At 63.3% G+C, this 15503-nt stretch carries 16 protein-coding genes; 11 read left to right on the top strand and 5 right to left on the bottom strand.

The genetic code is table 11. The features are described 5' to 3' along the window. Positions 1-225: 225 nt before the first annotated feature. Entirely contained in the window at positions 226-438 is a 213-nt protein-coding gene (locus EB235_RS13230) for a cold-shock protein (protein ID WP_010910991.1), read from the bottom strand. 276 nt (positions 439-714) lie between these two features. Between EB235_RS13230 and EB235_RS13235 the strand changes: the two genes are divergently transcribed. Further along, positions 715-1041, top strand: coding sequence for a hypothetical protein (locus EB235_RS13235; RefSeq protein ID WP_027030538.1), 327 nt, complete (start codon positions 715-717; stop codon positions 1039-1041). Positions 1042-1110: 69 nt separating this feature from the next. Here EB235_RS13235 and EB235_RS13240 read toward each other — a convergent pair whose 3' ends face one another. Next, the gene (locus tag EB235_RS13240; protein ID WP_027030537.1) at positions 1111-2001 is read right to left on the bottom strand and encodes a LysR family transcriptional regulator; all 891 of its coding nucleotides are present in this window, start codon (positions 1999-2001) and stop codon (positions 1111-1113) included. A gap of 165 nt (positions 2002-2166) precedes the next feature. Between EB235_RS13240 and EB235_RS13245 the strand changes: the two genes are divergently transcribed. After that, complete coding sequence (locus EB235_RS13245) at positions 2167-3069, top strand: MBL fold metallo-hydrolase (protein WP_027030536.1); 903 nt, start codon at positions 2167-2169, stop codon at positions 3067-3069. Between the two features lie 119 nt (positions 3070-3188). Here the strand turns inward: EB235_RS13245 and EB235_RS13250 are convergent, their stop codons facing one another. After that, positions 3189-3758 (bottom strand): methylated-DNA--[protein]-cysteine S-methyltransferase, encoded by a 570-nt coding sequence (locus EB235_RS13250; protein ID WP_027030535.1) that lies wholly within the window; start codon positions 3756-3758, stop codon positions 3189-3191. 171 nt (positions 3759-3929) lie between these two features. On the opposite strand from EB235_RS13250, the gene EB235_RS13255 reads away from it, so the two are divergent. The 9 genes from EB235_RS13255 (at position 3930) to EB235_RS13295 (ending at position 10093) form a co-directional block, all read left to right on the top strand. Next, on the top strand, positions 3930-4892 hold the full coding sequence (locus EB235_RS13255; protein ID WP_246741414.1) for a transglycosylase SLT domain-containing protein: 963 nt from the start codon (positions 3930-3932) through the stop codon (positions 4890-4892). A gap of 5 nt (positions 4893-4897) precedes the next feature. Then, a complete protein-coding gene (locus EB235_RS13260) occupies positions 4898-5386 on the top strand; it encodes a GNAT family N-acetyltransferase (protein WP_027030533.1) in 489 nt (162 codons plus the stop codon). A gap of 152 nt (positions 5387-5538) precedes the next feature. Beyond that, positions 5539-6057 (top strand): phage tail protein, encoded by a 519-nt coding sequence (locus EB235_RS13265; protein ID WP_027030532.1) that lies wholly within the window; start codon positions 5539-5541, stop codon positions 6055-6057. Positions 6058-6151: 94 nt separating this feature from the next. Continuing rightward, positions 6152-6895, top strand: a complete 744-nt coding sequence (locus EB235_RS13270; RefSeq protein WP_027030531.1) for a DUF899 family protein — start codon at positions 6152-6154, stop codon at positions 6893-6895. Positions 6896-6996: 101 nt separating this feature from the next. Then, on the top strand, positions 6997-7419 hold the full coding sequence (locus EB235_RS13275; protein WP_027030530.1) for a pyridoxamine 5'-phosphate oxidase family protein: 423 nt from the start codon (positions 6997-6999) through the stop codon (positions 7417-7419). A gap of 103 nt (positions 7420-7522) precedes the next feature. Then, positions 7523-8074 carry a DUF4142 domain-containing protein gene (locus EB235_RS13280; protein ID WP_027030529.1) on the top strand — a complete coding sequence of 184 codons (552 nt, stop codon included), beginning with the start codon at positions 7523-7525 and terminating at the stop codon, positions 8072-8074. Positions 8075-8348: 274 nt separating this feature from the next. Beyond that, a complete protein-coding gene (locus EB235_RS13285) occupies positions 8349-8813 on the top strand; it encodes a cupin domain-containing protein (protein ID WP_027030528.1) in 465 nt (154 codons plus the stop codon). A 229-nt stretch (positions 8814-9042) separates the two neighbouring features. Beyond that, positions 9043-9435 carry a RidA family protein gene (locus EB235_RS13290; RefSeq protein WP_027030527.1) on the top strand — a complete coding sequence of 131 codons (393 nt, stop codon included), beginning with the start codon at positions 9043-9045 and terminating at the stop codon, positions 9433-9435. A 100-nt stretch (positions 9436-9535) separates the two neighbouring features. Beyond that, the gene (locus tag EB235_RS13295) at positions 9536-10093 is read left to right on the top strand and encodes a hypothetical protein (RefSeq protein WP_155256403.1); all 558 of its coding nucleotides are present in this window, start codon (positions 9536-9538) and stop codon (positions 10091-10093) included. A 163-nt stretch (positions 10094-10256) separates the two neighbouring features. On the opposite strand, the gene carB is transcribed toward EB235_RS13295, so the two are convergent. Together carB and EB235_RS13310 are read right to left on the bottom strand one after the other, a co-directional pair. Beyond that, positions 10257-13760 carry a carbamoyl-phosphate synthase large subunit gene (gene carB, locus EB235_RS13300; RefSeq protein ID WP_027030526.1) on the bottom strand — a complete coding sequence of 1168 codons (3504 nt, stop codon included), beginning with the start codon at positions 13758-13760 and terminating at the stop codon, positions 10257-10259. A 220-nt stretch (positions 13761-13980) separates the two neighbouring features. Beyond that, a complete protein-coding gene (locus EB235_RS13310) occupies positions 13981-15237 on the bottom strand; it encodes an SH3 domain-containing protein (protein ID WP_027030525.1) in 1257 nt (418 codons plus the stop codon). Positions 15238-15503 lie beyond the last annotated feature (266 nt).

A 15503-nucleotide genomic window follows, 5' to 3' on the forward strand; every position in this document is an offset into this window, starting at 1 on the left:
GGGGTCGCAAAGCGAAATGCCTCAACCCCAGACGCAAAAAAGGCGGGATAAATCCCGCCTTCCCGTGCTTGGTAGCCTGATTGGGAGCGTCCGGTCCGGGCTGGCAGCTATCTGCCGATCCAGCTTGTCGGGTCTTCCGCTCCAGCGCGCTTCTCGCGCGACTGTCAGTACATCCGTGACTTGCCGCGCGCCCCGAACTCTCGTCCGGCGCGCGCTATCGCAAAATCAGGCTGCCTTGCTCAGAGATCCAGCGGACGACTTGCCAGTGCGGCGGTCCTGCTCGATCTCGAAGTTGATCTTCTGGCCTTCGACCAGGGTCGACAGTCCAGCACGCTCGACAGCGGAGATGTGGACGAAAACGTCCGCGCCGCCCGCGTCAGGCTGGATGAAGCCGAAGCCCTTGGTGGCGTTGAACCACTTGACCGTTCCAGTTGCCATTTTAGATAGTCCTTCACATTTGCTTTAGATTGACCGGACCGAGGTCCAGCCGGTGTGCATCGAGATTTTGGAGATAGACGTCAGCAAACGCGATTATCGCGAGGCCCGGATCGATCGGCCGAAATATCAATGGGGCTGATATAGGCTGCTTTCGCACAAAAAACAAGACTGTGTGAAAGGGCTGTGATCAAAGGGTTGCCCAATGATTGCCCCAATCTGGTAAAAGCGTGGCATCAGGATCGCAGGCCAAGCGCAGCGATCCGCAGGGAGGGATTCATGAAAACCATTGTGCTTGCTGCCTGTCTTACGCTGGTGGCCGCCGAGGCGCAGGCGATCTCGCGCTATGACCCGACGCATATGAGCTGCGGCAAGGTGCAGTCGACGATCGCGCGCCAGGGCGCAGTGATCCTGCGATACCAGTCGACGCGCGTGCCGGGACTGCCGCTCTACGACCGCTATGTGCAGAGCCAGCAATTCTGCACCATGGGCGAGGTCAGGACGCGCGCCTATGTGCCGAGCGCCGACACCAAGTCGTGCCCGGTCTATAACTGCAAGCGGCCCGACAACGAGCATTTTCACCGGCGGTTCTTCCACCACCACTAGGCCAGACATCGACCGCACCGGAAGCCGACCGCCTAACCGAACAACCGCGCCTCTCGGCGGCATGTGCATTCAGTCGCGAATCTGTTCCATGAGCATGGACACGAACCGCGTCACCTTCTGCGGGCGAAAGCGCGCGGGCGGGTAGACCACGTGAATGCCGCCGGAGGGCAGCGCCCAGTCCGGGAGCATATGAACGAGACGACCCTGCGATAGATGGTCGACGACCAGATAGTCCGGCAGAACCGCCAGTCCGCCGCCAGCGAGCGTCGCTTCCAGGACGGCCGGGGTCGAGTTGATGGAGAACGTCTCGCGCATGGTGATGGTGCGCCGCTCGAAATCGCCTCGGCTGAAGCTCCAGGTGAATGGCTTGCGAAGGACGGAATTGGCAACGAGCGGCAAGGGAGAAAGGTCTCCCGGTTCGTCTACCTTGACCCCGGCGGCGAAATCCCGCGATGCGACCAGGATTTGCCGGAAGGTGCCGATGCGTCGCGCCTGCTGGCTGGAGTCTTCAAGCCAGCCAACCCGGATGGACAGGTCTATCTTGTTGCCGATCAAATCAATGATTGCATCGGAAATGAACAGTTCGACGCCGCAGGCCGGAAATTTCTGCCGAAAGCGGGCGGCGATCGGGGCCAGCACGATAGCGCCATAGTCATTGGACGCAGAAACGCGCAGCACGCCGGCCACTTCGGTGTTGCCCTCGCCAACCTCGGCGACGGCCTCTTCAACGTCCCGCAGGATCAGAACGCAACGTGCATGCAAAAGACGGCCTGCTTCGGTCGGCTCGAGCCTCCGCGTCGTGCGCACGAGCAGCGTGGTCTGCAGCTCGGCTTCAAGGCGGGCGACCTGCTGGCTGACGACGGCTTTCGTGATGCCAAGTCGCTCGGCTGCCCGGGTAAACGAGCCTGCGTCGATGACGGTAGCAAAATAGGCGAGGCGGTTGAGGTTGACTGGTTCCACGGGAACGCCTTCGGTTGATTGTAGGCCTATGGCATACAGTCTGTATTATTGCACGCAGTTTATCAATTAATCCGGCGGAGCTACTGTCCTCACCGTTCTCTCAATCGGCGGCAGACCCGCGGATTGCCAGCGCGACCCGATCCCAATCATTCGAGGAGCTGTTCCATGTTCACGAGAAGACAGATCATCAAGACCTCATTGGCCGTTGGCGCAGCCGCCGTCTTCGCTTCCGCTGGGCGCGGCCAGGCCGCCGGCAGCAAGCTTGACTGGAAACACTTCCCCGCGGGTCCGAATGGCTTTTTCCGCGCGCCGGTGCTGCTGTCGGGGCCGAGCGAAGCCCTGTTGATCGACGGCGGTTTCACCTATCCGGACGGCAAGGCACTCGCCGAGGCCATCAAGGCCACCGGCAAGAAGCTGACCACCATCTATGTCAGCCAGTCCGATCCCGATTACTACTTCAGCCTGAAGCCGGTGAGGGAAGCCTTCCCGGAGGCAAAAGTGATTGCTGCCTCCGCCACGCTCGACGCCATCAAAGGCAGCGTGGAGAAAAAGCTCGCGGTCTGGGGCCCGCAACTGAAGGAAAACGGCCCCCAGGCGCTGTCCGACATCGTGCTGCCCGAAGCATTCGACGGCCCAACGCTTAGTGTCGACGGCGAGACGATCGAGATCGTCAATGCGGAAGAAGGACTCGCCAACCGCCGGTACCTGTTCGTGCCGTCGCTCAACGCCGTGTTCGGTGGTGTGATGATCTTTGCCGGTGTTCATGTCTGGACCGCCGACACGCAGACCAGGGAAAGCCGCGCCGCCTGGGTCAAGACGCTGGAGGCGATCGCCGCCCGCAAGCCGACCGTCGTGGTGCCTGGCCACATGGACCCCGATGCCGCGACCGGTCCCTCGGCCGTGGAATTCACCAAGTCCTATCTTCTCACCTTCGAGGACGAACTGAGCAAGGCGGCCGACAGCGCCGCGCTAAAGGCCGCCATGGAGGCCCGCTTCCCCGGCCTCGGTATGGGCGTCGCCCTCGATGTCGGATCCAAGGTCGCCAAGGGTGAGATGAAGTGGGACTGACCTGGCGACGAACCTCGACTTGATCCGCAGCCTCCAAAGAGAACGGCCGTAATCTTCCGGCCGTTCTTTCCCAGACGTCGAATGGACCGAGGCGGAAGGGCAGTGTCGGCGCCGGCGGTTCAGAACCCGAACGAAACCTGCGCCGGCGGCGGCGGGCCGACGCGCACGCCTTCCATGGCCAGCATCTTTTCCTTGGTGACGGAGCCGCCGGGAGCGGAGAAACCGCCGATCTTGCCGCCGGCGGCCATGATGCGGTGGCACGGGATGACCAGTGGCACCGGGTTGGCGCCAAGGGCAGCACCGGTCTCGCGCGGCAAGCCGGGCTGGCCGGCGCGCTTGGCCAGTTCTCCATAGGTGGTGGTTTCGCCGTAGCCAAGCTTTCGCGCCGCGTCGTAGATGGCGAGGCGGAAATCGTCGACGCCGTCGAGATCGACCGGCACACTGGAGAAGTCGATGTCCTCGCCTGAGGCGTAGGCCTTGATCGAGGCGATGAGCTCGACCACCCATTGCGGCTGCTCGGTATTGGCCGAAACGCCGGCGTGGCGCATCAGCCGGCGCTCCACCGCTTCGCGGCTGCGTTCGGGCAGGCAGAGCCGGATCAGGCCCTTTTCGCTCCAGGCGATGCCCATGAAGCCGATCACTGTTTCTAACACTGCGTGGCCGGCTGTGATCGAAGCTGTCGTTTCCATCATGCGTTCCTTTCCGCAAAGTGGCGAAAACCGGCATTTGCGCTGGTACATATGGAGAACAATATGGCAGTTCGGCCCGAGTCCCGCCACCCGAAAACCACCTGATGGCCCCGATTGCCCGCCCTGAATCGCTGGTGTAAGGGATTTATTAACACCCGACGAACCGGACCCGTGCGCGGCTTGCCAGCAAAACATACCCTTATCGCGATCGGCCTGATCATGGCGGCGGCCGGCATCAGCGGCTGCACCTCGACCTCGCAGATGAAGGCAGCGCCTTCCCTGACCGAAACCGCGACCGCTGCAGGCAGCGATGCCGGCTTCACCATTCCGTTGCCGGAGACGGTTTCGGTGCTGCCGCAATCCTCTGGCGTTGCCCCGGTCCAGACCGCTGAATTGACGCCTGGCCCGACCGCCGCGCCGCTCGACGCCGCCGTCCAACCGGCAGCAGCCGCAACCGCCGCCTTTGCCGGCTCGACGCCTGCCGCACCGGCCGTGCCCGCTGTGATGACCGCCAATGCCTGGCAGGCGCCCGCGCCGGCGCGCGCCGGTAAGCCTGTCGCAGCAGCCGAGACCTATACGACAGCCGGTATCGTGATGCCGGCTGTTGCCAGAAGTGGCCAGAAACTGCCCGGCGTGCAGCAGGTGGCCTATGTCATGCCGCAGAATCCGGCTGCACTCGTGCAGTTCCCGTCCGCGCCGGTTGGTCCGGTCGCTTCGGCGGAAGCGGAACAAGGCCATGTGGGCGTGCGTGGCGACGTCGATCGGCTGATCGTCAAATATGCGGCGCTTTACCAGGTGCCGGTCGATCTGGTGCGCCATGTCGTCAACCGCGAGAGCACCTACAACCCCAAGGCCTACAACAATGGCCATTGGGGGCTGATGCAGATCAAGCACGCGACGGCGCGCGGCATGGGCTATGACGGCCCGCCCAAGGGCCTGTTCGATGCCGACACCAACCTCAAATACGCGGTCAAATATCTGCGCGGCGCTTGGCTGGTGGCCGAGGGCAACGCCAAGAAGGCCGACTGGCTCTACCAGACCGGCTATTATTTCGACGCCAAGCGCAAGGGCTTGCTGGAGGCGACCGGCCTCGGTGTCGACCGCAAGCGGCACCGCCTGCAGCCCGACGCCTGAGCGCGATGCCCGAACCGCGCCCGCCGGCCCAAAACGACATCCGGCTGCGCAAGATCCTCGACGAGACGCTCGTTGCGCCGCACTGGCCGGAAGGCTTTGTCATGCGCTCTCTCGAGCCCGGTGACGCGCTGCCCCTGCATGCGTTGCTGAGCGAAGTGTTCGATGACGGCACCGATGGCCCGTTCGACGAATGGTGGCCGCGTATATCAGACGATCCCGAATTCGACCCGGCGCTGTGTTTCCTCGTCATCGACGCCAAGGGCCGGCTGGCGGCGGCGGCACTGTGCTGGACGAGCGCCTTCGTCAAAGATTTCGCCGTTCATCCCGAGGCGCGTGGCCGAGGCATCGGCGAGGCACTGATGTGGCACGCCTTTGCCACCTTCCGCGACCGGGGTGCGGCCCATGTCGACCTCAAGACCAATACGGTCGCGAACGCCGCCGCAGTCAGGCTCTACGACCGGCTCGGCATGTTCGAGGTGAACTGGGCTGGGTAAGAAGCGCTCGCTGAAGGCGATCAATCGACGACCTCGTCGTCATCATGCAATTCATCGGCTCCCTGCCGACCGTTCCTGAACGATCCGGACGCTTGCACGCCGCCGATACCTGGCCGACAATGCGGATGGGACGGGCCAGGAGGAGCTTTGAAATGCCGCCATTCACCGTCAATCCGCAGCGTTTCGACCCTTACAAGAACTATCGTTTTCGGGTGAAATGGGACGGCCGCTATGTCGCCGGCATTTCCAAGATCAGCGCCTTGAAACGCACCACCGATGTCGTCGAACATCGCGACGGCGGCGAGGCCGGCACAACCCGCAAATCGCCTGGCATCACCCGCTTCGAGCCGATCACCATCGAGCGCGGCGTGACCCACGACCTCGAATTCGAGCGCTGGGCCAACAAGGTCTGGGACCTGCAGGCCGGCGGCGATATCTCGCTCAGGGATTTCCGCAAGGATCTCATCCTCGAGTTCCACAACGAAGCCCGCCAGCTCGCGCTTGCCTACAAAATCTACCGCTGCTGGCCTTCGGAGGTGCAGATGCTGCCCGAACTCGATGCCAACGCCAACGCGGTGGCGATCCAGAGCATGAAGCTGGAGAATGAGGGCTGGGAACGCGACACGGATGTTGTCGAGCCGACCGAGATGGGATTCATCGATCCGCCGTGATTGGCGGAAATGTCGGGAACCGGGTGCAGCCAAACGTCCTTGGGTCGTAGAACAGCCGTGCCGGGACGCCGGCGCGCGGACCCAAGGAGCCGCCATGATCACCTTTCCCAACGAATCCGCCAGATATCGCACCGCCCGCGAAAAGCTCTTGAAGAAGGAAATCGAGTTGCGCCGCGCCATGGAAGCCGTGGCCGAGGCGCGCCGCGCACTGCCGCCGGGCGGGCTGATCCGCCAGGACTATGTCTTCGATGCGCTCGATGCCGACGGCAAGCGGGCGAAGACAAAACTTTCGGAGCTGTTCGCGCCCGGCAAGGACTCGCTTATCCTCTATCAAATGATGTTTCCGCGCCACCCGCAGGAAACGCGCGACGTGGCCGCAGGCGGCGGCACGGCCAAGCTCGCCCGGCCCGACCAGCCATGCCCATCCTGCACGGCGCTGCTCGACCAGCTCGATGGTGCCGTTGGGCATCTGGAAGCCGCCGGTTTCAATTTTGTGGTTGTGGCCAAGACCGGGCTGGAAAACCTGGTCACGCTTGGCCGCGACCGAGGCTGGCGCCATATGCGGCTGGTTTCCTCGGCCAACAACAGCTTCAAGCGCGACTACAATGCCGAAGATGCCGACGGCGCGCAGATGCCGCTGCTGTCGGTGTTCCACCGCGATGGTGACGACATCAGGCATTTCTGGTCTTCCGAGCTTGGCTTCGCGCCGCCCGAGCCAGGCCAGGACCCGCGCGCCATCGGCACCTGCGAGATCCTGTGGAACCTGATGGATTTTACCCCGGAGGGAAGGCCGGATTGGAGGGAGCAGCTGCAGTATGGCGCGGGGTGTTGTCATTGAGGGGCGCCGGCTTTCCCTTCCCCCACAGGGAGAAGGAGAAAGGGAGAACCAAAGCGACGATCGGACGTTGCCCTAGCCAACCCCTTTGACTGGAGCACGCCATGCCAGACCGCAGCCTTGCCGATATTGCCGAGAAAATGCGCGACATCGATGTCGCCATGCTGTCCACCCACGCAGATGGCGGTGCCATCGCCGGCCGGCCGATGAGCAACAACCAGGACGTCGATTATGAAGGCTCCTCCTACTACTTCACCTGGGAGAAGTCGGATGTCGTGGCTGAGATCGAGCGCGACGCCAATGTCTCGCTGGCGTTCAAGGGCGATGACGGCTTCTGGGTCGCCGTCGAAGGCAAGGCAGAGATCATCCGCGACAAGGCGGCATTCGAAGAACACTGGAACGAGGATATCGACGAATGGTTCGAGCAGGGCACCGACACGCCTGGCCTGGCCATGATCAAGGTCGAGGCCACGCGTGCCCATTACTGGGATGGCGAGGATGAGGGCGAGGTGACGCTGCAGTCCTGAGGCCGAAGGTTACCCTTCTCCCGCTCGGGAGAAGGGACCCGCCTCGGCAACCTCGCCGCCTCTGCCGCGTTGGGCCTTCGAGGACACCGTCACGGAGAGTATCATGAGACCGCATCTTGCTATCGCTATGCTGGCCCTAATGGCCGGGGCGCCTTCCGCCTTTGCCCAGCAGTCCGCTCCAGCCGCCGGCGTACCGCCCGTGTCGGAGAACAAGGTCGACACCGACACCTTCACCAAAACGCTGGTCAGCGCCAACCGCTTCGAGATCGAGAGCAGCAAGCTGGCTCTGAAGAAGGGCGTCGCGGCCGATGTGAAGGATTTCGCCGAGCTGATGGTCAAGGACCACACCAAGGCGGGGCAGGACTTCAAGGCCGCGCTGGAGAAGAGCCAGACCACGGCATCGGTAACGCCTGAAGGTCCCCCGCTGCTGCCCAACGACCAGGCGATGCTCGACCAGCTCAAGGCGCTGAATGGCGATGCCTTCCAGGCCAAATACATCACCTTGCAGACGCAGGCGCACAAGCAGGCGGTGGCGATGTTCTCCACCTACGCCCAGTCCGGCGACGACCCGGCGCTGAAGGAGTTCGCCAAGAAGACGCTGGATACGCTGAAGATGCATGAGATGCATTTGAAGGATGTGGCGGCGCTGCATTAGGGGGGCGAGGCGGCGGCTGTGCCACCATCTATTTGACGTTTGCGCTGCCCCTCATTGCCCTGCCGGGCATTTCTCCCCGTAAACGGGGAGAAAGACGCCTGCGCGGGACTTCGCTAAATCCTGTTCGCTGCCGGAGAAGAGCCGGCGTCGCGACAGCCCCTTCGCCCCGTTTACGGGGAGAAGATGCCGGCAGGCAGATGAGGGGCAGCGCTGACTTCGATGGTGTGGTTGTGAGCGGTCGTATAGACTTCCCCCTCCACCCATGGAGCCACCCATGCCCAAGATCGACCTCTCCACCGTGCCCGTCCGCAAAGGCTCCGGCTACCCCGCGCCCTTCGACGCACCTTGCGCCACCCGCACGCGCCGGCGCCTGGGTGACGCCGGCGGCCTCACCGATTTCGGCGTCAACCTGATGACGCTGCCGCCCGGCGGCTGGTCGAGCCAGCGCCACTGGCACAGCCATGAGGACGAGCTCGTCTATGTGCTGGAAGGCGAGTTGACGCTGGTCGAGGATGGCGGCGAGACGCTGCTCAGGGCCGGCGATAGTGCTGCCTTCGCCAAGAACAGCGGCAATGGCCATCACATGATCAACCGGTCGTCGGTTACGGCGCGCTATCTGGAGGTCGGCTCGCGCAACCCGGACGATGTCATTACGTGCTCCGACATCGACATGATGAGCCCGAACTCGGATGGGCGGTTTCTGCACAAGGACGGCACGCCGTATCCGGGGCAGGGGTGAAGTGAGGAGCGGGCCTTCCTTCTCCCCTTGCGGGAGAAGGTGTCGCCGAAGGCGACGGATGAGGGGTGCTCCAGGGAACGCCAACGCCTCACTCCGCTGGAACACCCCTCATCCGACCCGGCGCTAGCGCGCCGTGCCACCTTCTCCCACAAGAAGGGGAGAAGGGAAGAACTGCGCTGGCCTTCCTCCACCACCGCTATAAGCTCCCCTCAACCCAGGGAGCACCACCATGAAAAGAGAAGTCATCGAAGTACCCGTCATGTCAGACAAGGTGCGCTCACTCGGGCTGCCCTGTTCGACCGCGGTGAGGGCCAACGGCTTCGTGTTCATCTCAGCGACGCCACCGGTGGACATGGTGACCGGCGAGATGGTGCGTGGCGATATCGAAACCCAGACCGAGGCGTCGCTCAAGGCGCTGAAACATTGCCTGGAAGCGGCCGGCACCTCGCTGGAAAACGTGGTGATGGTGCGCATCTACGCCGTCAATTCCGGCTTCTACAACGCGATTAACCGGGTTTATGCCAGGTACTTCAGCGTCAACCCACCGGCGCGGAGTTTTGTGCCGGTGGCGTCTTGGCCGATGGAGTTTGATATCGAGATCGAGTGCGTGGCGGTGGCGTGAGCCGGCGGCGCTTGTCTAAGACAAAGACAATGTCTGACCAGACAACAATTATGTTGCATCTCGTCCGAATCGTGCTATTGCTTATCCAGAGGATGGCCCGATGGACGGAAAAAAGTCTCGCAAATCACTACTTGATTTCCTCGACTACCTTGCAAAAAAGGGGTTGATGAACAAGGCAACAGCTAATGCCCGCAAAGCTGCGGCTAATAATGTTCTAAGTATTTTGGATGAAAATGAGGCTGACGACGTCACTGTAGTTGATATCGATCAGCTTTTTGTCCGATTCGCTAATCTTCAAGGCTCTAAATATAAACCTGAGAGTTTGAATGTTTACAAAGGACGTTTAAAGGCGGCGATCGTAGACTTTAAGAACTACCAGAACAACCCAATGACGTTTCGACCTGCGGTTCAATTTAACGGACGCAAGGCAGCGGAGAGGCCGAAAACCGGCGGTCAGGGCGAGGTAGGTCCGCCCGACCCGCCTGTGTTCCGACCGGTGGCGAGTGTTTCAGGCCCTCCCCCGGCATCTGTATCAGTCTTGCCTATACCAATAAGGCCGGATCTCGTCGTTCAGATACAGGGATTGCCTTATGATTTGACAGCAGCGGAAGCCAGTAAGATTGCGAATGTAATTCGCGCGATGGCGTCGACCGAATAGTTTCCCAGTCCAAATGGGAGGCTAGCTCAGCCCAGCTGAGACCACGGGAGCCGCTGGCTCGGTGTCCAAAACCGATGTCCAGCGGCCCTCCTTGCCCGTACAAGTACTGGCTAGGTTAGGATAGCTTATCGTTTTGACGGCTGCAATCTGCGAACAATATGCGCTACGCAAAATACTCCTGCAGCGGCCTGACCTCTAGGCTCCCCGCCTTCAGCGCCGCAATCGCTTCCGCCACCGCAGCCGCACCCGAGAGCGTCGTATAATACGGCACCTTCTGCATCAGCGTTGCCCGCCGCAGCGATTTGGAGTCCGACACCGCCTTCTGGCCGTCCGTGGTGTTGAAGACGATCTGGACCTGGCGGTTGCGGATGGCGTCTTCGATGTGGGGGCGGCCTTCGAGCACCTTGTTGATCTTTTGCGCGTCGACGCCGTTTTCGGCGAGGAAGCGGGCAGTGCCTGAGGTGGCCAGCACCTTGAAGCCGAGGCCGGCCAGGCGTTTCACCGCCGGCAAGATGCCTTTCTTGTCCTCGTCGCGGACCGAGACGAACAGCGTGCCGGAGCGCGGCAGGTCGACGCCGGCCCCTAACTGGCTCTTGGCGAAGGCCAGCGCAAAGTCGCGGTCGAGGCCCATGACTTCGCCGGTCGAGCGCATTTCCGGGCCGAGCAATATGTCGACGCCGGGGAAGCGGGCGAAGGGGAAGACGGCTTCCTTGACCGCGATGTGGCCGGGGTTTCTGGGGTCCGGCATGGCGCCGTAATGGGCGAAGGCGTCTTCCAGCGTCTCGCCGGCCATGATGCGGGCGGCGATCTTGGCGATGGGCCGCCCGATGGTCTTGGCGACGAAGGGCACGGTGCGCGATGCCCGCGGGTTGACCTCCAGCACATAGACCGTGGCGTCCTTGATCGCATACTGCACGTTCATCAGGCCGCCGACATTGAGCGCGCGGGCCAGCGCTGCCGTCTGGCGTTCCAGCTCGTCGACCAGTTCCGAAGGCAGCGAGTGAACGGGGAGCGAGCAAGCCGAGTCACCTGAATGGATGCCGGCCTCCTCGATGTGCTCCAGAATGCCGGAGACGAAGGTCGCCTTGCCGTCGCAGAGGCAGTCGACATCGACCTCGATGGCGCCGGAGAGATAGGTGTCGAACAAAAGCGGGTTCTTGCCCAGCAGCGTGTTGATCTGGCCGGTCTTGTCATTGGGGTATTTCTGCTTGATGTCCTCCGGCACCAGGCCGGGAACGGTGTCGAGCAGGTAGGATTGCAGCATGCCCTCGTCGTGGATGATCTGCATGGCGCGGCCGCCCAGCACATAGGACGGGCGCACGACCAGCGGGAAGCCGAGCTCGCCGGCAACGAGGCGGGCCTGCTCGACCGAATAGGCGATGCCGTTCTTCGGCTGGCTGAGGCCGAGCTTGTGCAGCAGCTTCTGGAAGCGGTCGCGGTCTTCGGCCAGATCGATCATGTCGGGCGAGGTGCCGAGGATCGGGATGCCTGCCTTTTCCAGCGCATCCGCCAGCTTCAGCGGCGTCTGGCCGCCGAACTGGACGATGACGCCGACCAGTTCGCCCGAGGCCTGTTCGGCGCGCAGGATTTCTAGCACGTCTTCGGCCGTCAGCGGCTCGAAATAGAGCCTGTCCGAGGTGTCGTAGTCGGTCGACACGGTCTCGGGATTGCAGTTGATCATGATCGCTTCATAGCCGGCATCGCGCAGCGCGAAGGCGGCGTGGCAGCAGCAATAGTCGAACTCGATGCCCTGGCCGATGCGGTTCGGGCCGCCGCCGAGGATGACGACCTTCTTGCGTGACGAGACCTGCGCTTCGTTGGCCAGCGCGCCGGCGAAGGGCACTTCATAGGTCGAGTACATATAGGCGGTGGGCGAGGCGAATTCGGCAGCACAAGTGTCGATGCGCTTGTAGACGGGATGAACGTCCAGCTTGTCGCGGATTCTCGAAATCACCTCGGCATCGGTCTTGGTCAGCGACGCCAGGCGGGCATCCGAAAAACCCATCGCCTTCAGCATGCGCAGATTGACGGCATCTTGCGGAATGCCGTGCTCGCGGATGCGGGCTTCCATGGCGACGATGCCGGCGATCTGTTCGAGGAACCACGGGTCGATCTTGCACATGGAATGCACGTCTTCGAGCGAGGTGCCCATGCGGATCGCCTGCGCCACCATGCGCAGCCGGTCGGGGGTCGGCGTGCCGAGCGCGGCGCGGATGGCGTTGCGGTCATCGGCGTGGTTGGCGGTCGCAGCGCCGTAGCCGAGGCCGGGGATCTCGATCTCGTCGAGGCCAGTGAGGCCCGTTTCGAGGCCACGCAGCGCCTTCTGCAGCGATTCCTGAAAAGTGCGGCCGATGGCCATGACTTCGCCGACCGACTTCATCGCGGTGGTCAGCACCGGTTCGGCGCCGGGGAATTTCTCGAAGGCAAAGCGCGGGATTTTGGTCACAACGTAGTCGATGCTCGGCTCGAACGAGGCGGGCGTCGCGCCACCGGTGATGTCGTTCTCCAGCTCGTCCAGCGTGTAGCCGACAGCAAGCTTGGCCGCGATCTTGGCGATGGGGAAGCCGGTCGCCTTCGAGGCCAGCGCCGAGGAACGCGAGACACGCGGGTTCATCTCGATGACGACGAGGCGGCCATCGGCGGGGTTGACGGCGAACTGCACGTTGGAGCCGCCGGTCTCGACGCCGATCTCGCGCAGCACCGCGAGCGAGGCGTTGCGCATCATCTGGTATTCTTTGTCAGTGAGCGTCAGGGCAGGGGCGACGGTGATGGAATCGCCGGTGTGCACGCCCATCGGGTCGATGTTCTCGATCGAGCAGACGATGATGCAATTGTCCGCCTTGTCGCGGACGACCTCCATCTCGTACTCCTTCCAGCCGAGCACGCTCTCCTCGATCAGCACTTCGGTGGTCGGCGAGGCGTCGAGGCCGGACTGGACGATGTCGTAGAATTCGGCCCTGTTGTAGGCGATGCCGCCGCCGGTGCCGCCCATGGTGAAGGACGGGCGGATGATGGCGGGCAGGCCGACATGGTCGAGCGCCTGGGCGGCGATCGCCATGCCATGGCTGATGTAGCGCTGCTTGCGGTCGCCTTCGCCGAGGTTCCAGCGGGTTTCCAGCGCGTCGAGCGCGGCGTCGAGATCGGCCGGCTTCTCGGCCTTGACGGCGGCGCGCTCGGCCTCATGCGTCTTGCGGTCGGTGTTCTTGACGTCGGTGGCGTTGGCCAGCATCGACTTCGGTGTTTCCAGGCCGATCTTCTTCATCGCCTCGCGAAACAGCGCGCGGTCCTCAGCCTTGTCGATGGCGGTCGCATCGGCGCCGATCATCTCGACATTGTAGCGCTCCAGCACGCCCATGCGGCGCAGCGACAGAGCGGTGTTGAGCGCGGTCTGGCCGCCCATGGTCGGCAGCAGCGCGTCGGGCCGCTCCTTGGCGATGATCTTGGCGACGACCTCGGGCGTGATCGGCTCGATATAGGTGGCGTCGGCCAGTTCCGGATCGGTCATGATGGTGGCCGGGTTGGAATTGACCAGGATGACGCGGAAGCCCTCTTCCTTCAGCGCCTTGCAGGCCTGGGTGCCGGAATAGTCGAACTCGCAGGCCTGGCCGATGACGATGGGGCCGGCCCCGATGATCAGGATCGACTTGATGTCAGTGCGTCTTGGCATGGCGAAGTTCCGTTTGGCGGGCGGCTTGCACAAAAAACCGGGACGGGAAGACCCGGCCGGTTGTGCTCGCGATTCTGGTATCAGGCTAGGAGGGCCTTATAGGGAAGAGTTTTGGGAGATGTAACCCCGAAAATGCGAGGAAGGCAGTAGGGATTAGGCAGTAGGCATTAGGCAAGTTCGGGCGGCTAATGCCTAATCCCTATTGCCTGCTGCCTGACCTTTAATCCCCCAGCGCCAGGGAGTCCGTGATCTCGAAGCGCTCGGCGACGCCGACGCGTATCATGTTGAGGGTGCCTTCCCTCGTGAAGCGGAAGTCGCTGCGCGAGTTCGAGCCGGCGGGCTGGCCGGCATAGAAGGAGATCAAGCGGGTGCCGCCGTCGGGCCAGGTCACGGTGATGTCGGCCTTGTCGCCGCCGCTGCGAACCACGCTGACCTCGCAGCGCGTCATCGGCTGGCCGACATAGCGGGCGCAAGGGATTTCGCCTGTTGCATCCGGCGCGTGGGCCAGAGGTTGCGTCGGTTCCACCCGAGCCACTGTCTGCGGGTCGATCGCAGGCTCCTCGGCCTTGCTGTCGGGGCGCGGCGTCGGCACCGGAATTCCGGGCGCCGCCACGGCCGGGCTATCATCGGCGGCAGGATCGGCGTCAGCAACCGGATCGGCGGCCGCTTCCTGGACGGGTTGCTCGGCGGCGTTGGCGGCTGGCGTTGGAGGCACGGGCGCTGCCGAGACCGTTGCGGCCGGGGCCGTTGTGACGGGGATCGAAGGCGGCGGGGTGACGGTCACTGCTGCCACCGCTTCCGGGGCCTGGATGGGGCTCTTGATTTCGCTGGTCGTCGGATTGTCCTGCGCCGCCAGCGCCAGGCCATAGGCATCCTGCATGGCGGTGGCGGTGGCGGATTTGACCGGCGCTTCCGGGGCAGCCATGTGGGTGACGTCGCCAAGGCGCGCCGTCAGGTCGGGCGGCGGCGCGGTCTCGGTCTGTGCGACAACAGGGTTGGCGGGAGACGTGGCGCTGACCGAGGCAGCGGCTGGTGCCGCGCTGGCGACAGGGGGCGTTGCAGCGGCTGCGCCATCAGCCGGCGGCGTCTGACTGGCATCCGTGGCGGCGGCAATGGGCGTTGCTTCGTCGGGGTTGGGTACTTTGGCCGGGTTCACCGGAACGAGATAACGCGCCGGCGTCCAGCCGGTGACTTTCGGATTGTCCGACTCGACCATGCACCAGGGGCGCCCGTCAACAACGTTGCAGCCGAGGTTTCTGACGCTCGCACCGGCCGCCAGGCGGGCCTCGGTCTTGCCGATCGCCGACGGCTTGGCGCGGACATTGAGCAGATCGTCGGGAGCGAGTCCGGTGACAATGGAGATGAACGGCGTGTCTTCCGCATGCGCTGGGACAATGGCCGGCCGCGCCGCCATCAGCAGCGGAACCGCAATCAGCGCATGAAGCGTGGTTCGGAGCGTGACTGTGCGCCTCTTCATTTGGCCGTGCGCCGATACTCAAAAAATACCATGCCGCGGTCGTGTTGCCGCATGCCCGGCCGGTTTTATAAGGGACGACGCGCCGCCATGTAAGCCTGAAAATTCGATTGAATCCTGGTGCCGAGGGGGCGGGAGAAACCCTGCTGCTCCTTTCGGAGCCCCAGCTGATCCCCTCGCCAGGTCAAACCTCCCGACCTGGCTAAGAGCGTGCACTATCTAACTTTGATGGGCACAAGGCGCAAGTTTGCGTGTCGGAATCCGTTCAG

Origin of the sequence: Mesorhizobium loti R88b (assembly GCF_013170845.1) — a bacterium.
In the GTDB taxonomy this organism is placed as follows: domain Bacteria; phylum Pseudomonadota; class Alphaproteobacteria; order Rhizobiales; family Rhizobiaceae; genus Mesorhizobium; species Mesorhizobium loti_B.

Bases quoted from the DNA above. Each gene is read 5' to 3' on its own strand.
- EB235_RS13230 (WP_010910991.1), bottom strand. From the start codon at position 438: ATGGCAACTGGAACGGTCAAGTGGTTCAACGCCACCAAGGGCTTCGGC.
- EB235_RS13235 (WP_027030538.1), top strand. From the start codon at position 715: ATGAAAACCATTGTGCTTGCTGCCTGTCTTACGCTGGTGGCCGCCGAG.
- EB235_RS13245 (WP_027030536.1), top strand. From the start codon at position 2,167: ATGTTCACGAGAAGACAGATCATCAAGACCTCATTGGCCGTTGGCGCA.
- EB235_RS13250 (WP_027030535.1), bottom strand. From the start codon at position 3,758: ATGGAAACGACAGCTTCGATCACAGCCGGCCACGCAGTGTTAGAAACA.
- EB235_RS13260 (WP_027030533.1), top strand. From the start codon at position 4,898: ATGCCCGAACCGCGCCCGCCGGCCCAAAACGACATCCGGCTGCGCAAG.
- EB235_RS13265 (WP_027030532.1), top strand. From the start codon at position 5,539: ATGCCGCCATTCACCGTCAATCCGCAGCGTTTCGACCCTTACAAGAAC.
- EB235_RS13270 (WP_027030531.1), top strand. From the start codon at position 6,152: ATGATCACCTTTCCCAACGAATCCGCCAGATATCGCACCGCCCGCGAA.
- EB235_RS13275 (WP_027030530.1), top strand. From the start codon at position 6,997: ATGCCAGACCGCAGCCTTGCCGATATTGCCGAGAAAATGCGCGACATC.
- EB235_RS13280 (WP_027030529.1), top strand. From the start codon at position 7,523: ATGAGACCGCATCTTGCTATCGCTATGCTGGCCCTAATGGCCGGGGCG.
- EB235_RS13285 (WP_027030528.1), top strand. From the start codon at position 8,349: ATGCCCAAGATCGACCTCTCCACCGTGCCCGTCCGCAAAGGCTCCGGC.
- EB235_RS13290 (WP_027030527.1), top strand. From the start codon at position 9,043: ATGAAAAGAGAAGTCATCGAAGTACCCGTCATGTCAGACAAGGTGCGC.
- EB235_RS13295 (WP_155256403.1), top strand. From the start codon at position 9,536: ATGGACGGAAAAAAGTCTCGCAAATCACTACTTGATTTCCTCGACTAC.
- carB (WP_027030526.1), bottom strand. From the start codon at position 13,760: ATGCCAAGACGCACTGACATCAAGTCGATCCTGATCATCGGGGCCGGC.
- EB235_RS13310 (WP_027030525.1), bottom strand. From the start codon at position 15,237: ATGAAGAGGCGCACAGTCACGCTCCGAACCACGCTTCATGCGCTGATT.